The sequence below is a fragment of the Streptomyces sp. NPDC003456 genome (genome assembly GCF_042878735.1).
Classification (GTDB): domain Bacteria; phylum Actinomycetota; class Actinomycetes; order Streptomycetales; family Streptomycetaceae; genus Streptomyces.
The window spans coordinates 1074328-1091257 of sequence record NZ_JBIAOK010000001.1 but is presented as its reverse complement, the minus strand read 5'-3'; the positions used below and the strand labels follow the sequence as shown (position 1 = coordinate 1091257).

Here is a 16930-nt window from a genome sequence, read left to right as displayed (position 1 = left end):
GCGGACTCCCTCCGTAAGAGCCCACGGGTGCCCCTCGCTCCCTGCATCGAACACATTGTTCGAAAAGGAGTCGAACTCCACGTTTCACCTGGTCACGCTGCCGGCATGGGCCACGCGAAGACCTCGTACGTCTGCCTCCCCTGCCGGGCGTCGTACAAGCAGCCGTACGACCGGGACCGGGCACGGGTCTGCCCGCGCTGCGCGCGGCTCCTCGTCCACGTGGGTTCGGCCTTCGCCGCGCCCCGCCGCCGGGACACCGCGGCCTGGCGGACGCTGTCCGTGCTGCTGCACGCCGGCGTCCGCTTCCACAAGAGCTGCTGCGGCGGCCCGGGCTACCGCCCCCGCACGCCGCGGGAGGTGCGCGAGCGGATGATCCATGCCGGACGCACGGGCGAGTCCTTCGCGCAGGCCCTCGTCCGTTCCCTCTGACCGAGGCCGGGGACGCCCGCTCAGGCCGGGCAGTCGCCCCGGGTGGTCGCCGTGCCCCAGCGGACCATCAGGTAGCCGGACCCGCCGATCTCGGCGACGGCGTAGCGGGAGTACGGCCAGGCGCTGCCCGCCCGCTCCCGTTCGCCCACCAGGGCCCGGCACGCCTCGCCGGCGGCCAGCGCCGCCCAGGACTCCACCTGCCCCTGGTTCCACCGCAGGTACTCGGACCAGACGTACATCGCCGAGTTCGCGGGGTCGAAGCCCACCTTGATGTGGTCGTGGCCGAGCACCCGGTCCGTGCCGAGCGTCCCGCGCATGCCGTTGGTCCCCGCGATGATCTTCTTGGCGGTGCCGTCCGCGACCCGGATCTCCGCGCCGTCGGTGCTGGGGACCATCGCCTGCCCCAGCCCTTCCTCGCCGGGCTGCCAGTCCTGCGCACCGTCGCCGCCCCCGCCCGTCCCGCCGCCGGCCGACGGGCAGTCCGTGCCGGCGGCGAAGTCGTCCTGCCAGGTCACCCGCGCCTCGCGGCCCTCCTCCTCCGCGATGAGGACGTACGTCCGGTACGGCAGGTCCGGGTGCTGCCGCAGGACGACGTCCCGGAGGGTCAGGCACATCGACCCGGCGATCTCCGTCTCCGCGTACAGCGTGCCCTGCTCGTCGGAGGACAGCCGGTACGAGAGGTACACCTCGCGGCGCGACGCGTGGAAGCGCACGGCCCCCGGCTCGAAGTCGACGCCGTCGCCCAGCTGCTGCGCCTCGACACTCTGGTCGTGCAGCACCGCGCGCGCCACGTCGTGCTCCGCTGCGCCCCGCGCCGCCCGCGCCCGGTTCCAGCTCGCCGCACTCGCCGAGCCGGTACTCCGGTCCTCGTGCCGCGCCGTGCCGTTCCCCTGCGCGGTGCTCGCCGTGGCCCGCCCGGCCCCGGCGGTCGTCAGTGGCGAGGCCGAGGCGGTGGACGAGGACGAGGACGCGCGAGGGTCACCGCCGGTGTCACCGGGCAGCAGCGCCGCGACGCCTCCGGCCAGACCGCCGACGACACCCGCCGCGAGCGCGACGGTGGCCAGCACCCGCTTCCGGGAACGGCGCGGGTCCGCCGGAACCTGCCAGGTGGGGTCGTCGGCGGCGGGTATCTCCCACGCGGCTGTGATCATGTCCACGGGCGCCGGTGACGTGCCCGCACTCGCCGCCTGCGTGACCTGGGAGGCCAGCAGCCCCGCACACTCCTGGGCGGCCTCGGCGGCTGTCGGCCGGTCACCCGGCTCCTGGGCCAGCGCCTTCTCCACGACCCGGCGCAGCAGCTCGGGGACGCCGTCGAGGTCGGCCTCGCCGGACATCACCCGGAACGCCACCACATCGGGTGCGCCGGCCCCGAAGGGCAGCCGCCCGGTGGCCGCGTAGGCCACCAGCGCCCCCCACGCGAACACGTCACCCGCCGGACCCGCGGTGCCCTGGCGGTACTGCTCGGGACTGATCCAGCCGGGGGTGCCGGTCGTGATCCCCGTCCGGGTGACGCTGGTCCCGTCCGCGGCGTGCGCGATGCCGAAGTCCAGCAGCCGGGGTCCGGCGGGGGTGAGCAGCACGTTCTGCGGCTTCACGTCGCGGTGCACCACGCCCACGGCGTGGATGGCGGCGAGCGCCTGCGCGGTGGCCGCCGCGAAGGCGTAGGGGCCTCCGTCGGTGAGCGGCCCCCGGGCGAGGACGTGCTGGGTCAGCGTCGGCCCGGGGACGTAGGCGGTCGCCAGCCACGGTGTCGGCGCGTCGGGATCGGCTGCGAGCAGGGGGACCACGTGCGGTCCGGTGACACGGGAGGACAACTCGACCTCGCGCCGGAAGCGGGCCCTGAACTCCGGGTCCTGGGCCTGCTCGGGGTGGATCACCTTGACCGCCACGCGCAGCCCGTCGGGGGCGACGCCGGCGTGGACGGTGCCCATACCGCCCGCGCCGAGACGGCCGATGATCCGGTAGGGACCGATGCGGGACGGGTCTCCCGGACGAGCCGGCTGGACCCTTCCGCCGGAGCCGATTGCGCTCACGAACACTTCCTTGCGACGAGATGACGATGCGGACCGGGGGAGAAGCCGACGGCGACGGTCCGGTCCGGGCAGACGGGCATGTAACGCACGGCAGTTGGACAACCCGTGTCCTGCCCGGCGTGCAGCCCCGTTGCGCACGGGTCGGTACGGCCGTGCTCAGCCGCCCGTACCGCGCGCCGTCCACGTCTGCGGCATCCCGGTCACGGCGTTCGACTGCCGCCCGTACACGGCACTGCCCCGTCGCATCGTGGTCCCTCCCCGGCCCTCGACCTGTGCGACGCGAGCCTATGCGGCTTTCCGCCCGGAGGCGGCCGGAACGGCCCGGTCGCGTATCGGAGGCTCCTGGCGCAGGAGGCCCTCGCCGGAGCGGGTCCCGGTGACGGCGCCTGTCGCGCGGTTCCCGGCGCGATCAGGTAAGCAGGAACGGTGAGCCAGGACGCGACCGACCCCTTCGTGCATGTCCGGGGCGCCGGTGAGAACAATCTGCGGAACATCGACGTCGACGTTCCGCGGGACGCGATGGTCGCCTTCACCGGCGTCTCCGGTTCCGGCAAGTCCTCGCTCGCGTTCGGCACGCTCTACGCGGAGGCCCAGCGGCGCTACTTCGAGTCCGTGGCACCGTACGCCCGAAGGCTGTTACAGCAGGTCGGCGCACCGCACGTGCAGGAAATCACCGGACTGCCACCCGCCGTGGCCCTGCAGCAGCGGCGCGGGTCGCCCAGCTCACGCTCGACCGTCGGCACCCTCACCACCCTGTCCAATCTGCTGCGCATCCTGTACTCCCGCGCCGGCACCTATCCGCCCGGGGCCGCGCGGCTGGAAGCCGAGTCCTTCTCACCCAACACCGCGGCCGGCGCCTGCCCTCGGTGCCATGGACTGGGCGTCGTGCACGACGTCGCCGAGGACCTGCTCGTCCCGGACCCCTCGCTGAGCATCCGCGAGGGGGCGATCGCCGCCTGGCCGGGCGCCTGGCAGGGGGCCAACCTGCGCAGTGTCGTGAACGGCCTCGGCATCGACATCGACCGGCCGTGGCGCAGGCTCAGGAAGAAGGACCGGGACTGGCTGCTGTACACGGACGAGCAGCCCTCCGTGTACATCGAGCCGGAGGAGGACCGCATCGACTACGGCTATCAGGGCAAGTTCTGGAGCGCCCGCAAGCATGTCATGCACGTCCTCGCCGACTCCAAGAGCGAGAAGATGCGCGAACGGGCGCTCAAGTTCGTCAGGAGCGTGCCCTGCCCCGAGTGTCACGGCAGCGGTCTGCGCCCCGAGGCGCTCGCCGTGACCTTCGCCGGACGTTCCCTCGCCGAGATCAACGCGATGCCGCTCACGGAGGCAGTGGCGCTGCTGCGGCCCGTGGCGGGGCGGACCGAGGCGGACGCCACCACCTCGACCGCCCGATCCGGGGAGACGACCGAGGTCGCGGTCCGCATCTGCGGCGATCTGGTCGCGCGGATCGAGGTACTGCTCGACCTGGGCCTCGGCTACCTCAGCCTCGGGCGCCGCTCCACGACCCTGTCACCCGGCGAGGCGCAACGCCTGCGGATCGCCACCCAGCTGCGCTCCGGCCTGTTCGGCGTCGTCTACGTCCTCGACGAACCCTCCGCCGGCCTGCACCCGGCTGACGCGGAGCCGCTGCTGGACGTGCTGGACCGCCTCAAGGCGGCGGGCAACTCGCTGTTCGTCGTGGAGCACGACATGGACGTCGTACGGCGGGCCGATTGGGTGGTCGACATCGGCCCCGGCGCGGGCGAAGGCGGCGGACGCGTGCTGTACAGCGGCCCGGTCGCCGGTCTCGAGCGGGTCCGGGAGTCGGCTACGAGCCCGTACCTGTTCGGGCGCGCCCAGCCGCTCGATCACCGCCCGCGCGCACCGCACGGGTGGCTGCACCTGCGCGGCGTCTCCCGCCACAATCTGCGCGACGTGTCGGTCGACGTACCGCTCCGCGTGCTGACGGCGGTGACGGGGGTCTCCGGTTCCGGAAAGTCGACGCTGGTGACGCAGGTACTCGCCGAGGTCGTCCGCGGCCACCTCGGACTCGTGCCCGAGGAGCCCGGCGAGGCGCAGCTGGAGGTCGACGTCCAGGACGCGTCGGGGGTCGAGTCGTTCGACCGGCTGGTCCTGGTCGACCAACGGCCCATCGGCCGGACTCCCCGGTCCAACCTGGCCACGTACACAGGGATGTTCGACGCGGTGCGCAAGCTGTACGCGGCGACGGACGAGGCCGGGGCGCGCGGCTACTCGGCCGGGCGGTTCTCCTTCAACGTGCCCGAAGGACGGTGCGAGACCTGCCAGGGCGAAGGATTCGTCGCCGTGGAACTGCTGTTCCTGCCCGGCACCTACGCGCCGTGCCCGACCTGCCAGGGCGCCCGGTACAACGCCGAAACGCTGGACGTCACCTACCGCGGCAAGAACATCGCGGACGTACTGGCGCTCTCCGTCGACGCCGCCGCCGCGTTCCTGTCCGACGTCCCGGCCGCCTCCCGCAGTCTGGAGACGCTGCGCGAGGTGGGACTGGGGTACCTGCGGCTGGGCCAGCCCGCGACGGAACTCAGCGGTGGTGAGGCGCAACGCATCAAACTGGCCACCGAACTGCAGCGGGCCCGCCGCGGGCACGCGCTCTACCTGCTCGACGAGCCGACCGCGGGGCTGCACCCCTCGGACATCGCGCTGCTGCTGCGACAGTTGCACCGGCTTGTCGACGCCGGCAACACGGTCGTCCTCGTCGAGCACGACCTGGACACGGTCGCCACCGCGGACTGGGTCGTCGACCTCGGTCCGGGCGGCGGCGACGCGGGCGGGCGGGTGGTCGCGGCGGGCCCGCCCGCCAAGGTGGCGAGGGCCCGCCGCAGCGCCACCGCGCCCTATCTGGCGGCCCGGCTCGCGCGTTCCTGACGACACACTCGCGGTGGCGGGTCCCCGACCACCTGCGGCGCGACCGAGAAGCATCGCCGCGCACGTGGACGGACTGCTGCACGGGGGGTGGGCCGGGAACCGGTGACAGCGCGGGACGAGACGCCTTTGGATCGAGCCGTCTCTCCCAGAGCCTGTCGCATGCGACAAGGCTGTCTGGGAGGCGTGGACCTGGGCACCCGGTGCGGTGCGCGTGACACGGAGTCCGCGGCGGACGGGAGGCCCGGGATGTCTGCGGAATCGGCCGGAACGATCGCCCTCCCCACCGGCGAGGAGATCGCGGCGCTCGGGCAGGGAACCTGGTACCTGGGCGAGGACCCGGCCCGGCGTGCACAGGAGATCGCCGCGCTGCGGCTGGGCGTGGACCTGGGCATGACCGTCGTCGACACGGCGGAGATGTACGGCGGCGGCGCAGCCGAGGAACTCGTCGGGGAGGCCCTCCTAGGGCGGCGGGAGGAGATCTTCCTCGTCAGCAAGGTGCTGCCCGGCCACGCCGACCGGAAGGGCACCGTCGCCGCCTGCGAGGCCAGCCTGCGGCGGCTGCGTACGGAACGGCTGGACCTGTACCTGCTGCACTGGCGGGGACGGTGGCCGCTCGAGGAGACCCTTGCGGGATTCACCGACCTGATGGCGGCGGGGAAGATCCGCCACTGGGGCGTGAGCAACCTGGACGTCGCCGACATGGCCGAGCTGGCCACCCTTCCCGGTGGCGACGCCGTAGCCGTGGACCAGGTGCTGTACAACCTCTCCCGGCGCGGCATCGAGTGGGATCTGCTCCCCTGGTGCCGCGAGGCGGAGGTGACGGTCATGGCCTACTCCCCGATCGAGCAGGGGCGGATCCTCCAGGTCGAGGCGCTGGGCGCTGTGGCCCGCACCCTCGGAGCGACACCGGCCCAGGTGGCACTCGCCTGGGTGCTGCAGCAAGGGGTGGTCGCGATCCCGCGTTCCGGATCACCCGACCACGTCCGGCAGAACCGCGGCGCGGCTGATCTCCACCTGCCCACCGAGGCGTTGGACACCCTCGACGCGGCGTTCCCGTCGCCCCGCGGGTCCACGCCCCTGGAGATGCTCTGAAAGAGCTGCCAGGATGACGCGCCCGTTCGTCGTCGGAACGGGAGGTTCGGACCTCCGAGCACAAGTGGGGGCACCCCGCCCGGGGGGTAGGGCCGGGAGGGGCGACCCCTCCTCGGGCCGTCCGGACACGGACCCGCTTCCCTGGTCGGCCACGCCGTCCGGTCACCGGCTCCCGCTCGAGGCGCTGCGACACCGCCCAGACCCCCTGCGGGAGGGGGCCGTACGGCTGACCGGGGACTGCCGCCCGTTCGCTACTGCTCTGCCGGGGTAGGAGGGGCTGTTCCCTTTCGGCCTGGGGTGCGGAGGCGCTCGGCAGGCGGGCTCTGCGAGTCTCGACCGGTAGCAGCCGATGGCGGCGCCGGCGTGAGCGAACGACGCCGTCCGGTTCACGGCGAGGAGGCGAAGGCATGACCGTGATGGGTGTGTCGAAGTTCGAGAGGTTCTTCCGCGCCGCGGCGGGCCTCGACGTGGACAAGAACGACCTGAAGCGGTACGGCGACTTCGTCGACGCGAAGCTCTACGACCTCCTGGTCGTCGGGCAGGCGTCGGCCAAGGCCAACGGCCGGGACACCGTCGAACCGTGGGACCTGCCGATCACCAAGGGTCTCCAGGAGAGCATCCACCGGTTCCGCCGGCTGGACCAGGAGGTCGAGCTGAAACCGATCGTGGAACAGCTGGCCGCGCACCCTCCCCTCGACAGGGCACCCACCGACGAGACCGAAGAGCGCTACCCCGAGATCATCGGCGGTCTCAGCGTCGCCCTCGCCGAGACGTTCAGAACCGTGTATCCGGACGTCAAGAACCCGCAGACCAGCCACTGGGACGGCGTGACGGCGGTGTTCGACCGGCTGCTGTAGCGATCGCGCCCCGGTGCGCGCCAGGTGCGCGTGCCGGTGAAGAAGGCAGCGAACGATCGTGGCGTACGACCAGCGACTCGTGAAGGGAACCACACCATGACTCAGGAACTGCAGGGGATGCGGGTGGCCGTCCTGGCCACCGACGGCGTCGAGCGCGTGGAACTCGACCAACCGCGCGGCGCGCTGCAGGGCGCGGGGGCGAAAACCGAGATCATCTCGCTTCATCCCGGGGAGATCCAGGCCCGCCAGTTCGACCTCAACCCGGCAGGAACCTTCCCTGTGGACCGCCTGGTCGCCGACGCCTCCGTCGACGACTACCAGGCCCTGCTCCTGCCCGGCGGCACGATGAACCCCGACCAGCTGCGCATGGACCGCGACGCGGTGCAGTTCGTCAGGGACTTCATGGCCGGCGGGAAACCGGTCGCGTCGATCTGCCACGGCCCGTGGACGCTGGCGGAGGCGGACACCGTGCGCGGTCGCCGCCTGACGTCCTGGCCCAGCATCCGCACCGACCTGCGCAACGCCGGGGCCGAGGTCGTCGCCGACCAGGAGGTGGTGGTGGACGGGCAGTTGGTCACCAGCCGCGGCCCGGCCGACCTGCCTGCCTTCTGCGCCGCCGTCGTGGACCAGTTCGCCCGGGCGCACCACCCCATGCCCGGCTGAACCCCCGGCCTCGGGACGGCGAGGAGGAAGGTGAGCACGGAGCTTCCTGTCCTCCGAGTCGAGCGATCTTCTCGCAACCATCGACTGCGACGCGTGCCGGTGTACAGTGACGACCGCCCTTGACCTGTACAAAGCAGGCAGGGAGCCGTCTTCCAGGAGTTCGACATGCTGCGCACCATGTTCAAGTCCAAGATCCACCGTGCCACCGTCACCCAGGCCGACCTGCACTACGTGGGGTCCGTGACCATCGACGCCGATCTGCTCGACGCCGCCGATCTGCTGCCCGGCGAGCTCGTCCACATCGTCGACATCACCAACGGCGCCCGGCTGGAGACGTACGTCATCGAGGGCGAGCGGGGATCCGGCGTCATCGGGATCAACGGGGCCGCCGCCCACCTCGTGCACCCCGGCGATCTGGTCATCCTCATCAGCTACGCCCAGGTGACGGACGCCGAGGCCCGGGCACTCGTCCCGAAGGTCGTCCACGTGGACGACCGGAATCGGATCGTGGCCCTCGGAGCCGACCCGTCCGCGCCCGTGCCGGACACGGACCAGCAGCGCAGCACGCACGCGGTCGGCGCCTGAGCGGCGTCCCAGGCGAAGGCGCCCAGGAGCGAGCCGCAGCGCCCCGCCGGTGACAGTCGAGCGGTCCCTGCCCGGCCGTCACCGGCAACCTCGGTGATACCACCACCTGGTCGCCTCCCCGTCGCGCGGGGGAGTGACTGCGCACAGCCGCGCCGGGTAGGCGGGGGAGTAGTCCAGTGCCGGAGTCGAGCCACTGGCTGGAGGACCAGATGACGAACCCGTATCCCGATCCGGTGCCCCCCGCACCGACGCCGGGCCCGGACCCGCACCAACCGGACCCCCCGGGCCCCGACCCCGTGCCCAACCCGCAGCCGCCGCCCGGCCCGGAGCCGACGCCGCCCCCGCCGTCGCCCACCCCGCCCCCGGGGCCGACGCCGCCGGGGCCGCCGGGGCCCGACCCGTCCCCGATCCCCCCGGGACCGGAACCCGTACCGAGCCCCGAGCCGGGCCCGCCCCTGTCCTGAGGCACGACGCGTACGACAGGATGGCGCACGGCAGACAGACACGACGAAGGGGCCGATGGGCGCCCGTCAGGGCGGCCCACCGGCCCCTCGCCGGTGCCCGTGCGGCGGCTCCGGCCGCTACGCCGTGACCTCCGACCGGTCCCCGCCCCACAGCGTGTGGAACGACCCGTCCCGGTCCACCCGGCGGTAGGTGTGCGCGCCGAAGAAGTCCCGCTGCCCCTGCGTCAGCGCGGCCGGCAGCCGCTCCGCGCGCAGGGCGTCGTAGTAGGCCAGCGCCGCCGCGAAGCCGGGCGTCGGCACGCCCTGGCGGGTCGCGGCGACCAGCACCTCGCGCCAGTCGTCCTGGGCGTCCGCGATCTCCCGGGCGAACGTCTCGTCCGACAGCAGGCTCGGCAGGTCCGGCCGGGCGTCGTACGCGGCCCGGATCCGGTCCAGGAACGCCGCGCGGATGATGCAGCCGCCCCGCCACAGCGCGGAGACCGCACCGAGGTCGATGCCCCAGTCGTACTCCTCGCTGCCGGCGGCGATCTCGTGGAAGCCCTGCGTGTACGACACGATCTTCGAGGCGTACAGCGCCTGCTCGACCCGGTCCGCGAACGCCCGGGCCTCCGCCTCGCCCATCGGCTGCGCCGTCGGGCCGGCCAGGCCGCGCGAGGCCTCGCGCAGCGCCGCGTGGCCCGACAGCGACCGCGCGAACACCGCCTCGGCGATGCCCGAGACCGGCACGCCCAGGTCCAGCGCGATCTGCACGGTCCAGCGGCCGGTGCCCTTCTGCTCGGCCTGGTCCACCACGACGTCCACGAACGGCTTGCCCGTCTCCGCGTCCACGTGCGACAGGACCTCGGCCGTGATCTCGATCAGGTAGGAGTCGAGGCGGCCGGTGTTCCAGGTGCGGAAGATGTCCGCGATCTCGGCGGGGGAGTAGCCGGCGACGTCGCGCAGCAGCTGGTACGCCTCGCCGATGAGCTGCATGTCCGCGTACTCGATGCCGTTGTGCACCATCTTCACGAAGTGACCGGCACCGTCCGGGCCGACGTGGGAGACGCACGGCGTGCCGTCGGCCGCCTTGGCCGAGATCTTCTCCAGCATCGGGCCGAGCGAGTCGTAGGACTCCTTCGGGCCGCCGGGCATGATGCTCGGGCCGTTCAGCGCGCCCTCCTCGCCGCCGGAGACGCCCATGCCGACGAAGTGGATGCCCTGCTCGCGCAGGTCCCGCTCGCGGCGCCGGGTGTCCGCGAAGTGCGCGTTGCCCCCGTCGATGATCATGTCGCCGGGCTCCAGCAGCGGCGCGAACTCCTGGATCACCGCGTCCGTCGGGTCGCCGGCCTTCACCATGACGACCAGCCGCCGGGGCCGCTCGAGCGCCGCCACGAAGTCCTTCGCGCTCTCGCACGCGACGAACTCGCCCTCGCCGCCGAACTCCTCGACCAGGGCGTGGGTGCGCGAGGGCGTCCGGTTGTGCACCGCGACCGTGTAGCCGTTGCGGGCGAAGTTGCGGGCGAGGTTGCGGCCCATGACCGCCAGTCCCGTGACGCCGATCTGCGCTGTACTGCTCATTCGGTTCGCTCCTGAAGACCTAGGTGTCGGTGCCGCCGGTGGTGCCCGCCGGCCTGGTCCGTCCGACCATCCTGACGTGCCGCTGTTCCGTCCGCACGCGCGGGTCGCACGACGCCGCGCAGGCAGATACGCACGCGGGGCCCGCGGTACTCAGCGGTCGTACGCGCACCCGCGCGCGCCGCACCCGCGCACCGCGTGCCGCAGGGGGTGCACGGCCGGGGCGCGCGTCGCGCAACTGGGGCCTCATATCGGCCATTCGGGCCTCCGCGCGGCCGATTGGCGTCTTGTTCCGGCCGGTTCGCAGCGCTTACTTTTGCCCCTCCTGACGCATGTCTAGGGGGGCTCCCGATGGCCGTACGCGGCCGGCACCGCCGGTATCAGCCGAACAGGATCAACCGCGCCTCGCTCACCGTCACGGCGGGCGGCGCCGGTATGGCGCTGCCGCTCATGGGGGCGTCGCCCGCCCAGGCGGCGGACGTGGACACCTGGAACAAGGTCGCCGCCTGCGAGTCCAGCGGCAACTGGAGCATCAACACCGGCAACGGCTACTACGGCGGACTGCAGTTCACCCAGTCGACCTGGGAGGCCTACGGGGGCCGGACCTATGCGGCCCGCGCGGACCTGGCCTCCAGGGACCAGCAGATCGCCGTCGCGGAGAAGGTCCTGGACGGGCAGGGGCCGGGCGCCTGGCCGGCCTGCTCGGTACGGGCCGGGCTGACGCGGGGCGGAGGCGAGCCGGACATCCGCCCGGCCGCCGGGCGCACGCAGCAGAAGGAGACGCGGAAGAAGACGTCCATCGAGGACGTCCGGCCGCAGTCGACGCCGCAGTCCCGCGCGGGCAACGCCGAGATGTACACGGTCGTCAGGGGCGACACGCTCTCCGGCATCGCCGGCGAGCACGAGGTCAGGGGCGGCTGGCGCGGGCTGTACACCGCCAACCGCGCGACCATAGGCGACGACCCGGACCTGATCGTGCCGGGGCAGCGGCTCGCGCTGCGCGGTGAGGGCGCGACGAAGACGCGCCCCGCACCCAGGCCGGCCGAGAAGCTCCGCCCGGCGCCGGAGAGGCCCGCGAAGGAGCGGGCCCGGGACGGGGCGGACGGGGCGAAGAAGGACACGGCCCGGGACAGGCACAAGGACAAGGCACAGGACCGGCACAAGGAAGCGGGCAAGGAGCGCGCCGCGCGGTCCACCGCCACCCGCCAGGGCCTCGTCGCCCCGGTCGGCGCCTCCCCGGGCACGCCCTACCGCAAGGCCGGTTCCGCGTGGTCGAAGGGCTACCACACCGGCGTCGACTTCCCCGTCCCCACGGGTACGACCGTCAAGTCCGTCGCGGCGGGCAGCGTGGTCAGCGCCGGCTGGGGCGGCTCGTACGGCTACGAGGTCGTCATCCGGCACTCCGACGGCCGCTACAGCCAGTACGCGCACCTGTCGGCGATCTCCGTGCGCGACGGGCAGTCGGTGAGCGCCGGCCAGCGCATCGGGCGGTCCGGTTCCACGGGCAACAGCTCGGGCCCGCATCTGCACTTCGAGGTGCGGACGGGGCCCGGTTTCGGTTCGGACGTCGACCCCGTGGCGTACCTCAGGGCCGGCGGCGTCAGGATCTGACGCGTGCGCGGTGCCGGTCGAACACCGGCAGCGGGATGTACGGGACGCCGTAGAAGGGAGCGTAGGGCAGCGGGCGCACGTCGCCGGGTACGACCGGCGGCTCCTCGCTGCCGTGCGCCGCGTCCGGGGACGCCCGCGGGGCCGCGGGCCCCGGCACCAGCACGCCCTCCACGAGCAACGGCCCGTCCACGCCCTTGCCGACACGGCTCACGGAGACCGGCGCCGGCAGCGCCGCCGGGCTGCCGGGCACACCGCCCAGGGCGGCCGGCTCGGGCAACTGGGCGGGGCTGCCGGGCACATCACTGACGGAGACCGGCCCGGGCACCGAAGCCGGGCTGCCGGGCACACCGCTCACGGAGACCGGCCCGGACAGGCCCGCAGGACTGTCGGGCACATCGCCCAGGGTCACCGGCTCGGGCAGCTCGGCGGGGCTGCCGGGCACGCCGCCCACGGCGACCGGCTCCCGCTCCTCGCGCGCCAGCCGCTCCGTCGTCAGCAGGATCAGGCCGCCGGCCGCCACCACGCCGCAGCTCAGGGCCAGCGCCGTGCCGGTCGCGCCGTAGCGGAAGGACTCGCCGAACATGGTGATGCCGACCGCGGCCGCCACCACCGGGTTGACGACCGTCAGCATGGCCAGCGGGGCGGCGAGCCCGGCGCCCCGGTAGGACGCCTGGGACAGCAGCATGCCGGCCGTGGCGAGGACGCCGATCACCGCGAGGGACGGCACGTCCGCCGCCGATACGCCGCCGGTCCAGTCGACCGCGACGGTCTTGGTGAACACCGAGGACATGCCGAACGCGATGCCCGACGCGGTCGCCAGCAGCATGCTGCGCACCGCGGGGTGCCGGTGCGCGGCCCGCGCCGCGATCATCAGGGCCACGACCGCGCCCGCCGTCACCAGCGCGACGGCCACCCGTTCGGCCCCGTTCAGCGACTGCGCGTCGGACGCGGCGACCAGGGACAGCAGACCGGCGAGCCCGACCGTCGCCATGATCGCGCCGCGCCAGGCCGTGGCCCCGGCCCTGCGGCCGACGAACAGCGCCGCCATCGGCAGTGCCACGACGATGGTCAGCGCGCCCAGCGGCTGCACCAGGCTGAGCGGGCCGTAGGCCAGCGCCACCACGTGCAGCAGACCGCCGAGGCCGTTCAACGCGACCGCCGCCCACCAGCCCGGCCGGCGCAGCGGGGCGTACTGCTCGCCCGGCGAGGACTCCGCCACCCGCTCCTGCACGATCGCTCCGCCCGCGTAGGCGAACGCGGACACCAGCGACAGCAGAACGGACAACGCGAGGGCGCTCATCGGCTGCTCCTCTGCGGGAGGCGGGGGCTGTCGGCCCGGCGCGGCGAACGGTCGGCTCTCATGTCCAACACCCTGCCGTGTCCGGGTCTTCCCGTCGTCGTCCCTGAGCACTCATTGGGTCCTACTGCCGATGGAGTAGGGGCGAACCCCCGTCATCCCCAGGGTGGGCGCCCCGGGTAGGGGGTCCCCGGGCAGCACCCCTGAGGGGCCTTGGTACTACTGCTCTTCGTGGACCTCGACCCCGACCTCGCCGCGCTCCGCCCGCTGGGCGGCTTCTTCGTGCTGCGCACGGACGGAGCACGAGCGGACTCCCTTCCCACTCTGGCACAGGCGTACGCCGCCACGGCACCCGATGTGCCCGGAAATCCGCTGGTTTTCCGCCTGCGGAAGGTCGCCGCCGCCCTGGGCACCCGCGAGGTGCGCGTCGCCGCGTCCGTCGCGCAGCAGGGACTGACGGCCCGGCTGTGGTCGGTCGCGCTCGGCAGCGCCGTGCTCTGCGGCGCCGTGCCCGACCTCGACCCCGGGCTCCTGCGCTGGGACCCGGACGCCGGCGCGCCCGACGACCTGCGGCTGACCGGCGTCCGGGCCCTGCCCGCGGACGCGGCGACGATCGCGGACGTCGTCCTGTGCGGCCACCTCGACCCCCTGGCGGCGGCCCTGGCCGCCCACGGCGGCCCCGCCCCCGGCCTGCTGCGCGGCAACGCCGCCTCCGCGCTGGCCGGAGCCGCCCGCGAGCTGGACCGCCGGGCCCGGCTGCACGGCCGTCCCGACGCCGCCGCCCGGGCCGGCTCCCTGGCCGCCGAACTCCTCGCCCACCCCGGGCTCGCGGGGGCCGGCACGCTCACCGGCACGTCCTTCCGGCGCCGCAGCTGCTGCCTGTACTACCGGGTGCCCGGCGGGGGCGTCTGCGGCGACTGCTGCTTCCCGCGGCCGCCCCGCTCTTCCCCACGGGCCGCTTCTGGGTGACCATGAAAGGGAACGGCCGCTGAGAGCAGGGAGTTGCGGGTGCGAGTGGGACTGCTGACCCGGGAGTACCCGCCGGATGTGTACGGCGGTGCGGGTGTCCACGTGGAGTTCCTCGCCCGGGAACTGAGACCGCTGGTCGATCTCGACGTGCACTGCTGGGGCGAGGGCCGCACCGACGGCGTACGGCGGCACCGGTCCTGGTCCGCGCTGGACGGGGCCAACGACGCGCTGCGCACCTTCTCCGTGGACCTGGCGATGGCCGCCGCGCTCGAAGGCCGTGAGCTGGTCCACTCGCACACCTGGTACGCCAACCTCGGCGGTCACCTCGCCAAGATGCTGTACGGCATCCCGCATGTGATGACCGCGCACTCCCTGGAGCCGCTGCGACCCTGGAAGGCGGAGCAGCTCGGCGGCGGCTACGAGCTGTCCAGCTGGGCCGAGCGCACGGCGATCGAGGCCGCCGACGCGGTCGTCGCCGTCTCCGGCGCGATGCGCGAGGACATCCTGGGCTGCTATCCGGCGCTGGACCCGCAGCGCGTGCACGTCGTGCACAACGGCATCGACACCACGCTGTACCGGCCCGACCCCGGGACGGACGCCCTGGACCGGATCGGCCTGGACCGCTCCCGGCCGTACGTGCTGTTCGTCGGGCGCATCACCCGGCAGAAGGGCGTGCCGCACCTGCTGCGCGCGGTGCGCGACATCGACCCGGCCGCGCAGGTCGTGCTGTGCGCGGGCGCCCCCGACACGCCGGAGATCGACCGGGAGTTCCGGGAGCTGTTCGCGGAGCTGGGCGAGGTCCGCGACGGCGTCTTCTGGATCCCGAAGATGCTGCCCCGACCGGAGGTGATCCAGCTCCTGACCCACGCCGCGCTGTTCGTGTGCCCCTCGGTGTACGAGCCGCTCGGCATCGTGAACCTGGAGGCGATGGCCTGCGGCACGCCCGTGGTGGCCTCGGCGGTCGGCGGCATCCCGGAGGTCGTGGACGACGGCGGGACCGGTCTGCTCGTCCCGGCCGGCGAGGGTTTCGAGGCCGGGCTCGCCCGGGCCATGGACACCGTCCTGGCCGATCCCGGGGCGGCGCGGCGCATGGGCGAGGCCGGGCGCGAGCGCGCGGTCGGCGAGTTCGGCTGGGACGCGGTGGCCCGCCGCACGGTCCGGCTGTACGAGGAGATCGTCAAACAGGCTTAGTGGGTACTGGTCAGGGGCAGGCATCGGGGAAATCGGCGATAGGGGAGCGGCCATGCGTGGTGGTGGTGGTCCTTCGGTCCTGGGGATCGTGCTGGCGGGCGGCGAGGGCAAGCGGCTGATGCCCCTGACCACGGACCGCGCCAAACCCGCGGTGACCTTCGGCGGCACGTACCGCCTGGTCGACTTCGTGCTGTCCAACCTGGTCAACGCCGGCATCCTGCGCATCTGCGTCCTGACGCAGTACAAGTCGCACTCGCTGGACCGGCACATCACCACCACCTGGCGGATGTCCAACCTGCTGGGGAACTACGTCACGCCGGTCCCCGCCCAGCAGCGCCTCGGACCGCGCTGGTACCTGGGCAGCGCCGACGCGATCCTGCAGTCGCTGAACCTGATCTACGACGAGCGCCCCGAGTACGTGGCCGTCTTCGGTGCCGACCACGTCTACCGCATGGACCCGCGCCAGATGCTCACCCAGCACATCGACAGCGGGGCGGGCGTGACGGTGGCCGGCATCCGGGTGCCGCGCACCGAGTCCTCGTCGTTCGGCGTGATCACGCCCGGCTCGGACGGGCGGACGGTGGAGCGCTTCCTGGAGAAGCCGACGGCCCCGCCCGGCCTGGCGGACGACCCGAACTGCGTGTTCGCTTCCATGGGCAACTACATCTTCACCACCAAGGCCCTCATCGAGGCGCTCAAGCGCGACGCGGAGGACGAGTCCTCCGTGCACGACATGGGCGGCTCGATCCTGCCCCAGCTCACCGACCGGGGCGAGGCCGCGCTGTACGACTTCAGCGCCAACCACGTCCCGGGCGAGACCAGCCGCGACCAGGGCTACTGGCGGGACGTCGGCACGCTGGACGCCTACTACGAGGCGCACATGGACCTGATCGCCGAGCGGCCCGCCTTCAACCTGTACAACCGCAGCTGGCCCATCTACACGCACTCGTACCAGCTGTCGCCGGCCCGGTTCAACGCGGGCGGCATCGCCAGCGAGTCCATCATCAGCGCGGGCTGCCTGGTGCGGGGGCAGGTGACGCGGTCGGTGCTGTCGCCGGGCGTGCTGGTCGACCCCGGCGCGGTGGTGCAGGGCTCCGTGCTGCACGACAACGTGCACGTGGGGCGGGGCGCGGTGGTGCGCGGGGCCGTGCTCGACAAGAACGTCGAGGTCCCGCCGGGTGCCACCATCGGCGTCAACCCCGAGCGGGACGCGGAGCTGTACACTGTCTCCAAGGGCGGCGTCATCGCCCTGGGCAAGGGGCAGCTGGTCACCTGACGAGACGGCGGACG

The 16930-nt window shown here is 73.3% G+C and carries 12 protein-coding genes and 2 pseudogenes; 11 read left to right on the top strand and 3 right to left on the bottom strand.

Going from position 1 to position 16930, the window contains the following annotated elements; all coding sequences use genetic code 11:
• The first annotated feature begins 105 nt into the window (after positions 1–105).
• The gene (locus ACFYWG_RS04505) at positions 106–429 is read left to right on the top strand and encodes a deoxyxylulose-5-phosphate synthase (protein ID WP_383505136.1); all 324 of its coding nucleotides are present in this window, start codon (positions 106–108) and stop codon (positions 427–429) included.
• Between the two features lie 20 nt (positions 430–449).
• Here the strand turns inward: ACFYWG_RS04505 and ACFYWG_RS04500 are convergent, their stop codons facing one another.
• Complete coding sequence (locus ACFYWG_RS04500; protein WP_389199225.1) at positions 450–2462, bottom strand: serine/threonine-protein kinase; 2013 nt, start codon at positions 2460–2462, stop codon at positions 450–452.
• 426 nt (positions 2463–2888) lie between these two features.
• On the opposite strand from ACFYWG_RS04500, the gene uvrA reads away from it, so the two are divergent.
• From uvrA to panD, 5 genes are all read left to right on the top strand, one after another.
• Entirely contained in the window at positions 2889–5357 is a 2469-nt protein-coding gene (uvrA, locus tag ACFYWG_RS04495; protein ID WP_389199223.1) for an excinuclease ABC subunit UvrA, read from the top strand.
• A gap of 246 nt (positions 5358–5603) precedes the next feature.
• Positions 5604–6449: an aldo/keto reductase gene (locus tag ACFYWG_RS04490; protein ID WP_389199221.1), complete on the top strand. Its 846-nt coding sequence runs from the start codon at positions 5604–5606 to the stop codon at positions 6447–6449.
• Positions 6450–6856: 407 nt separating this feature from the next.
• Positions 6857–7306 carry a DUF1931 family protein gene (locus tag ACFYWG_RS04485; RefSeq protein WP_376324772.1) on the top strand — a complete coding sequence of 150 codons (450 nt, stop codon included), beginning with the start codon at positions 6857–6859 and terminating at the stop codon, positions 7304–7306.
• A gap of 96 nt (positions 7307–7402) precedes the next feature.
• Positions 7403–7969, top strand: a complete 567-nt coding sequence (locus tag ACFYWG_RS04480; protein WP_389199218.1) for a type 1 glutamine amidotransferase domain-containing protein — start codon at positions 7403–7405, stop codon at positions 7967–7969.
• A 165-nt stretch (positions 7970–8134) separates the two neighbouring features.
• Complete coding sequence (gene panD / locus ACFYWG_RS04475; RefSeq protein ID WP_389199216.1) at positions 8135–8554, top strand: aspartate 1-decarboxylase; 420 nt, start codon at positions 8135–8137, stop codon at positions 8552–8554.
• A gap of 581 nt (positions 8555–9135) precedes the next feature.
• Here panD and gndA read toward each other — a convergent pair.
• Entirely contained in the window at positions 9136–10575 is a 1440-nt protein-coding gene (gndA, locus tag ACFYWG_RS04470) for an NADP-dependent phosphogluconate dehydrogenase (protein ID WP_385416926.1), read from the bottom strand.
• Between the two features lie 348 nt (positions 10576–10923).
• On the opposite strand from gndA, the pseudogene ACFYWG_RS04465 reads away from it, so the two are divergent.
• Together ACFYWG_RS04465 and ACFYWG_RS04460 are read left to right on the top strand one after the other, a co-directional pair.
• Positions 10924–11214: pseudogene (locus tag ACFYWG_RS04465) on the top strand (transglycosylase family protein); the annotation flags it as partial.
• Between the two features lie 570 nt (positions 11215–11784).
• Positions 11785–12183: pseudogene (locus ACFYWG_RS04460) on the top strand (M23 family metallopeptidase); the annotation flags it as partial.
• Here the strand turns inward: ACFYWG_RS04460 and ACFYWG_RS04455 are convergent.
• The gene (locus tag ACFYWG_RS04455) at positions 12173–13483 is read right to left on the bottom strand and encodes a DMT family transporter (protein WP_389199214.1); all 1311 of its coding nucleotides are present in this window, start codon (positions 13481–13483) and stop codon (positions 12173–12175) included. The pseudogene ACFYWG_RS04460 and the gene ACFYWG_RS04455 sit on opposite strands and share 11 nt — an antisense overlap.
• A 210-nt stretch (positions 13484–13693) precedes the next feature.
• On the opposite strand from ACFYWG_RS04455, the gene ACFYWG_RS04450 reads away from it, so the two are divergent.
• The 3 genes from ACFYWG_RS04450 to glgC are packed head-to-tail and all read left to right on the top strand — an operon-like array spanning position 13694 to position 16916.
• Positions 13694–14449 (top strand): (2Fe-2S)-binding protein, encoded by a 756-nt coding sequence (locus ACFYWG_RS04450; RefSeq protein ID WP_389199212.1) that lies wholly within the window; start codon positions 13694–13696, stop codon positions 14447–14449.
• Between the two features lie 39 nt (positions 14450–14488).
• Positions 14489–15640, top strand: a complete 1152-nt coding sequence (gene glgA, locus ACFYWG_RS04445) for a glycogen synthase (protein WP_376324785.1) — start codon at positions 14489–14491, stop codon at positions 15638–15640.
• A gap of 52 nt (positions 15641–15692) precedes the next feature.
• On the top strand, positions 15693–16916 hold the full coding sequence (gene glgC, locus ACFYWG_RS04440; RefSeq protein WP_383500649.1) for a glucose-1-phosphate adenylyltransferase: 1224 nt from the start codon (positions 15693–15695) through the stop codon (positions 16914–16916).
• Positions 16917–16930: the final 14 nt, after the last annotated feature.

Excerpts from the sequence above, each read along its gene's own strand:
- gndA (WP_385416926.1), bottom strand. The coding sequence starts at position 10,575 with ATGAGCAGTACAGCGCAGATCGGCGTCACGGGACTGGCGGTCATGGGC.
- ACFYWG_RS04455 (WP_389199214.1), bottom strand. The coding sequence starts at position 13,483 with ATGAGCGCCCTCGCGTTGTCCGTTCTGCTGTCGCTGGTGTCCGCGTTC.
- ACFYWG_RS04480 (WP_389199218.1), top strand. The coding sequence starts at position 7,403 with ATGACTCAGGAACTGCAGGGGATGCGGGTGGCCGTCCTGGCCACCGAC.
- panD (WP_389199216.1), top strand. The coding sequence starts at position 8,135 with ATGCTGCGCACCATGTTCAAGTCCAAGATCCACCGTGCCACCGTCACC.
- ACFYWG_RS04490 (WP_389199221.1), top strand. The coding sequence starts at position 5,604 with ATGTCTGCGGAATCGGCCGGAACGATCGCCCTCCCCACCGGCGAGGAG.
- ACFYWG_RS04505 (WP_383505136.1), top strand. The coding sequence starts at position 106 with ATGGGCCACGCGAAGACCTCGTACGTCTGCCTCCCCTGCCGGGCGTCG.
- glgC (WP_383500649.1), top strand. The coding sequence starts at position 15,693 with ATGCGTGGTGGTGGTGGTCCTTCGGTCCTGGGGATCGTGCTGGCGGGC.
- ACFYWG_RS04485 (WP_376324772.1), top strand. The coding sequence starts at position 6,857 with ATGACCGTGATGGGTGTGTCGAAGTTCGAGAGGTTCTTCCGCGCCGCG.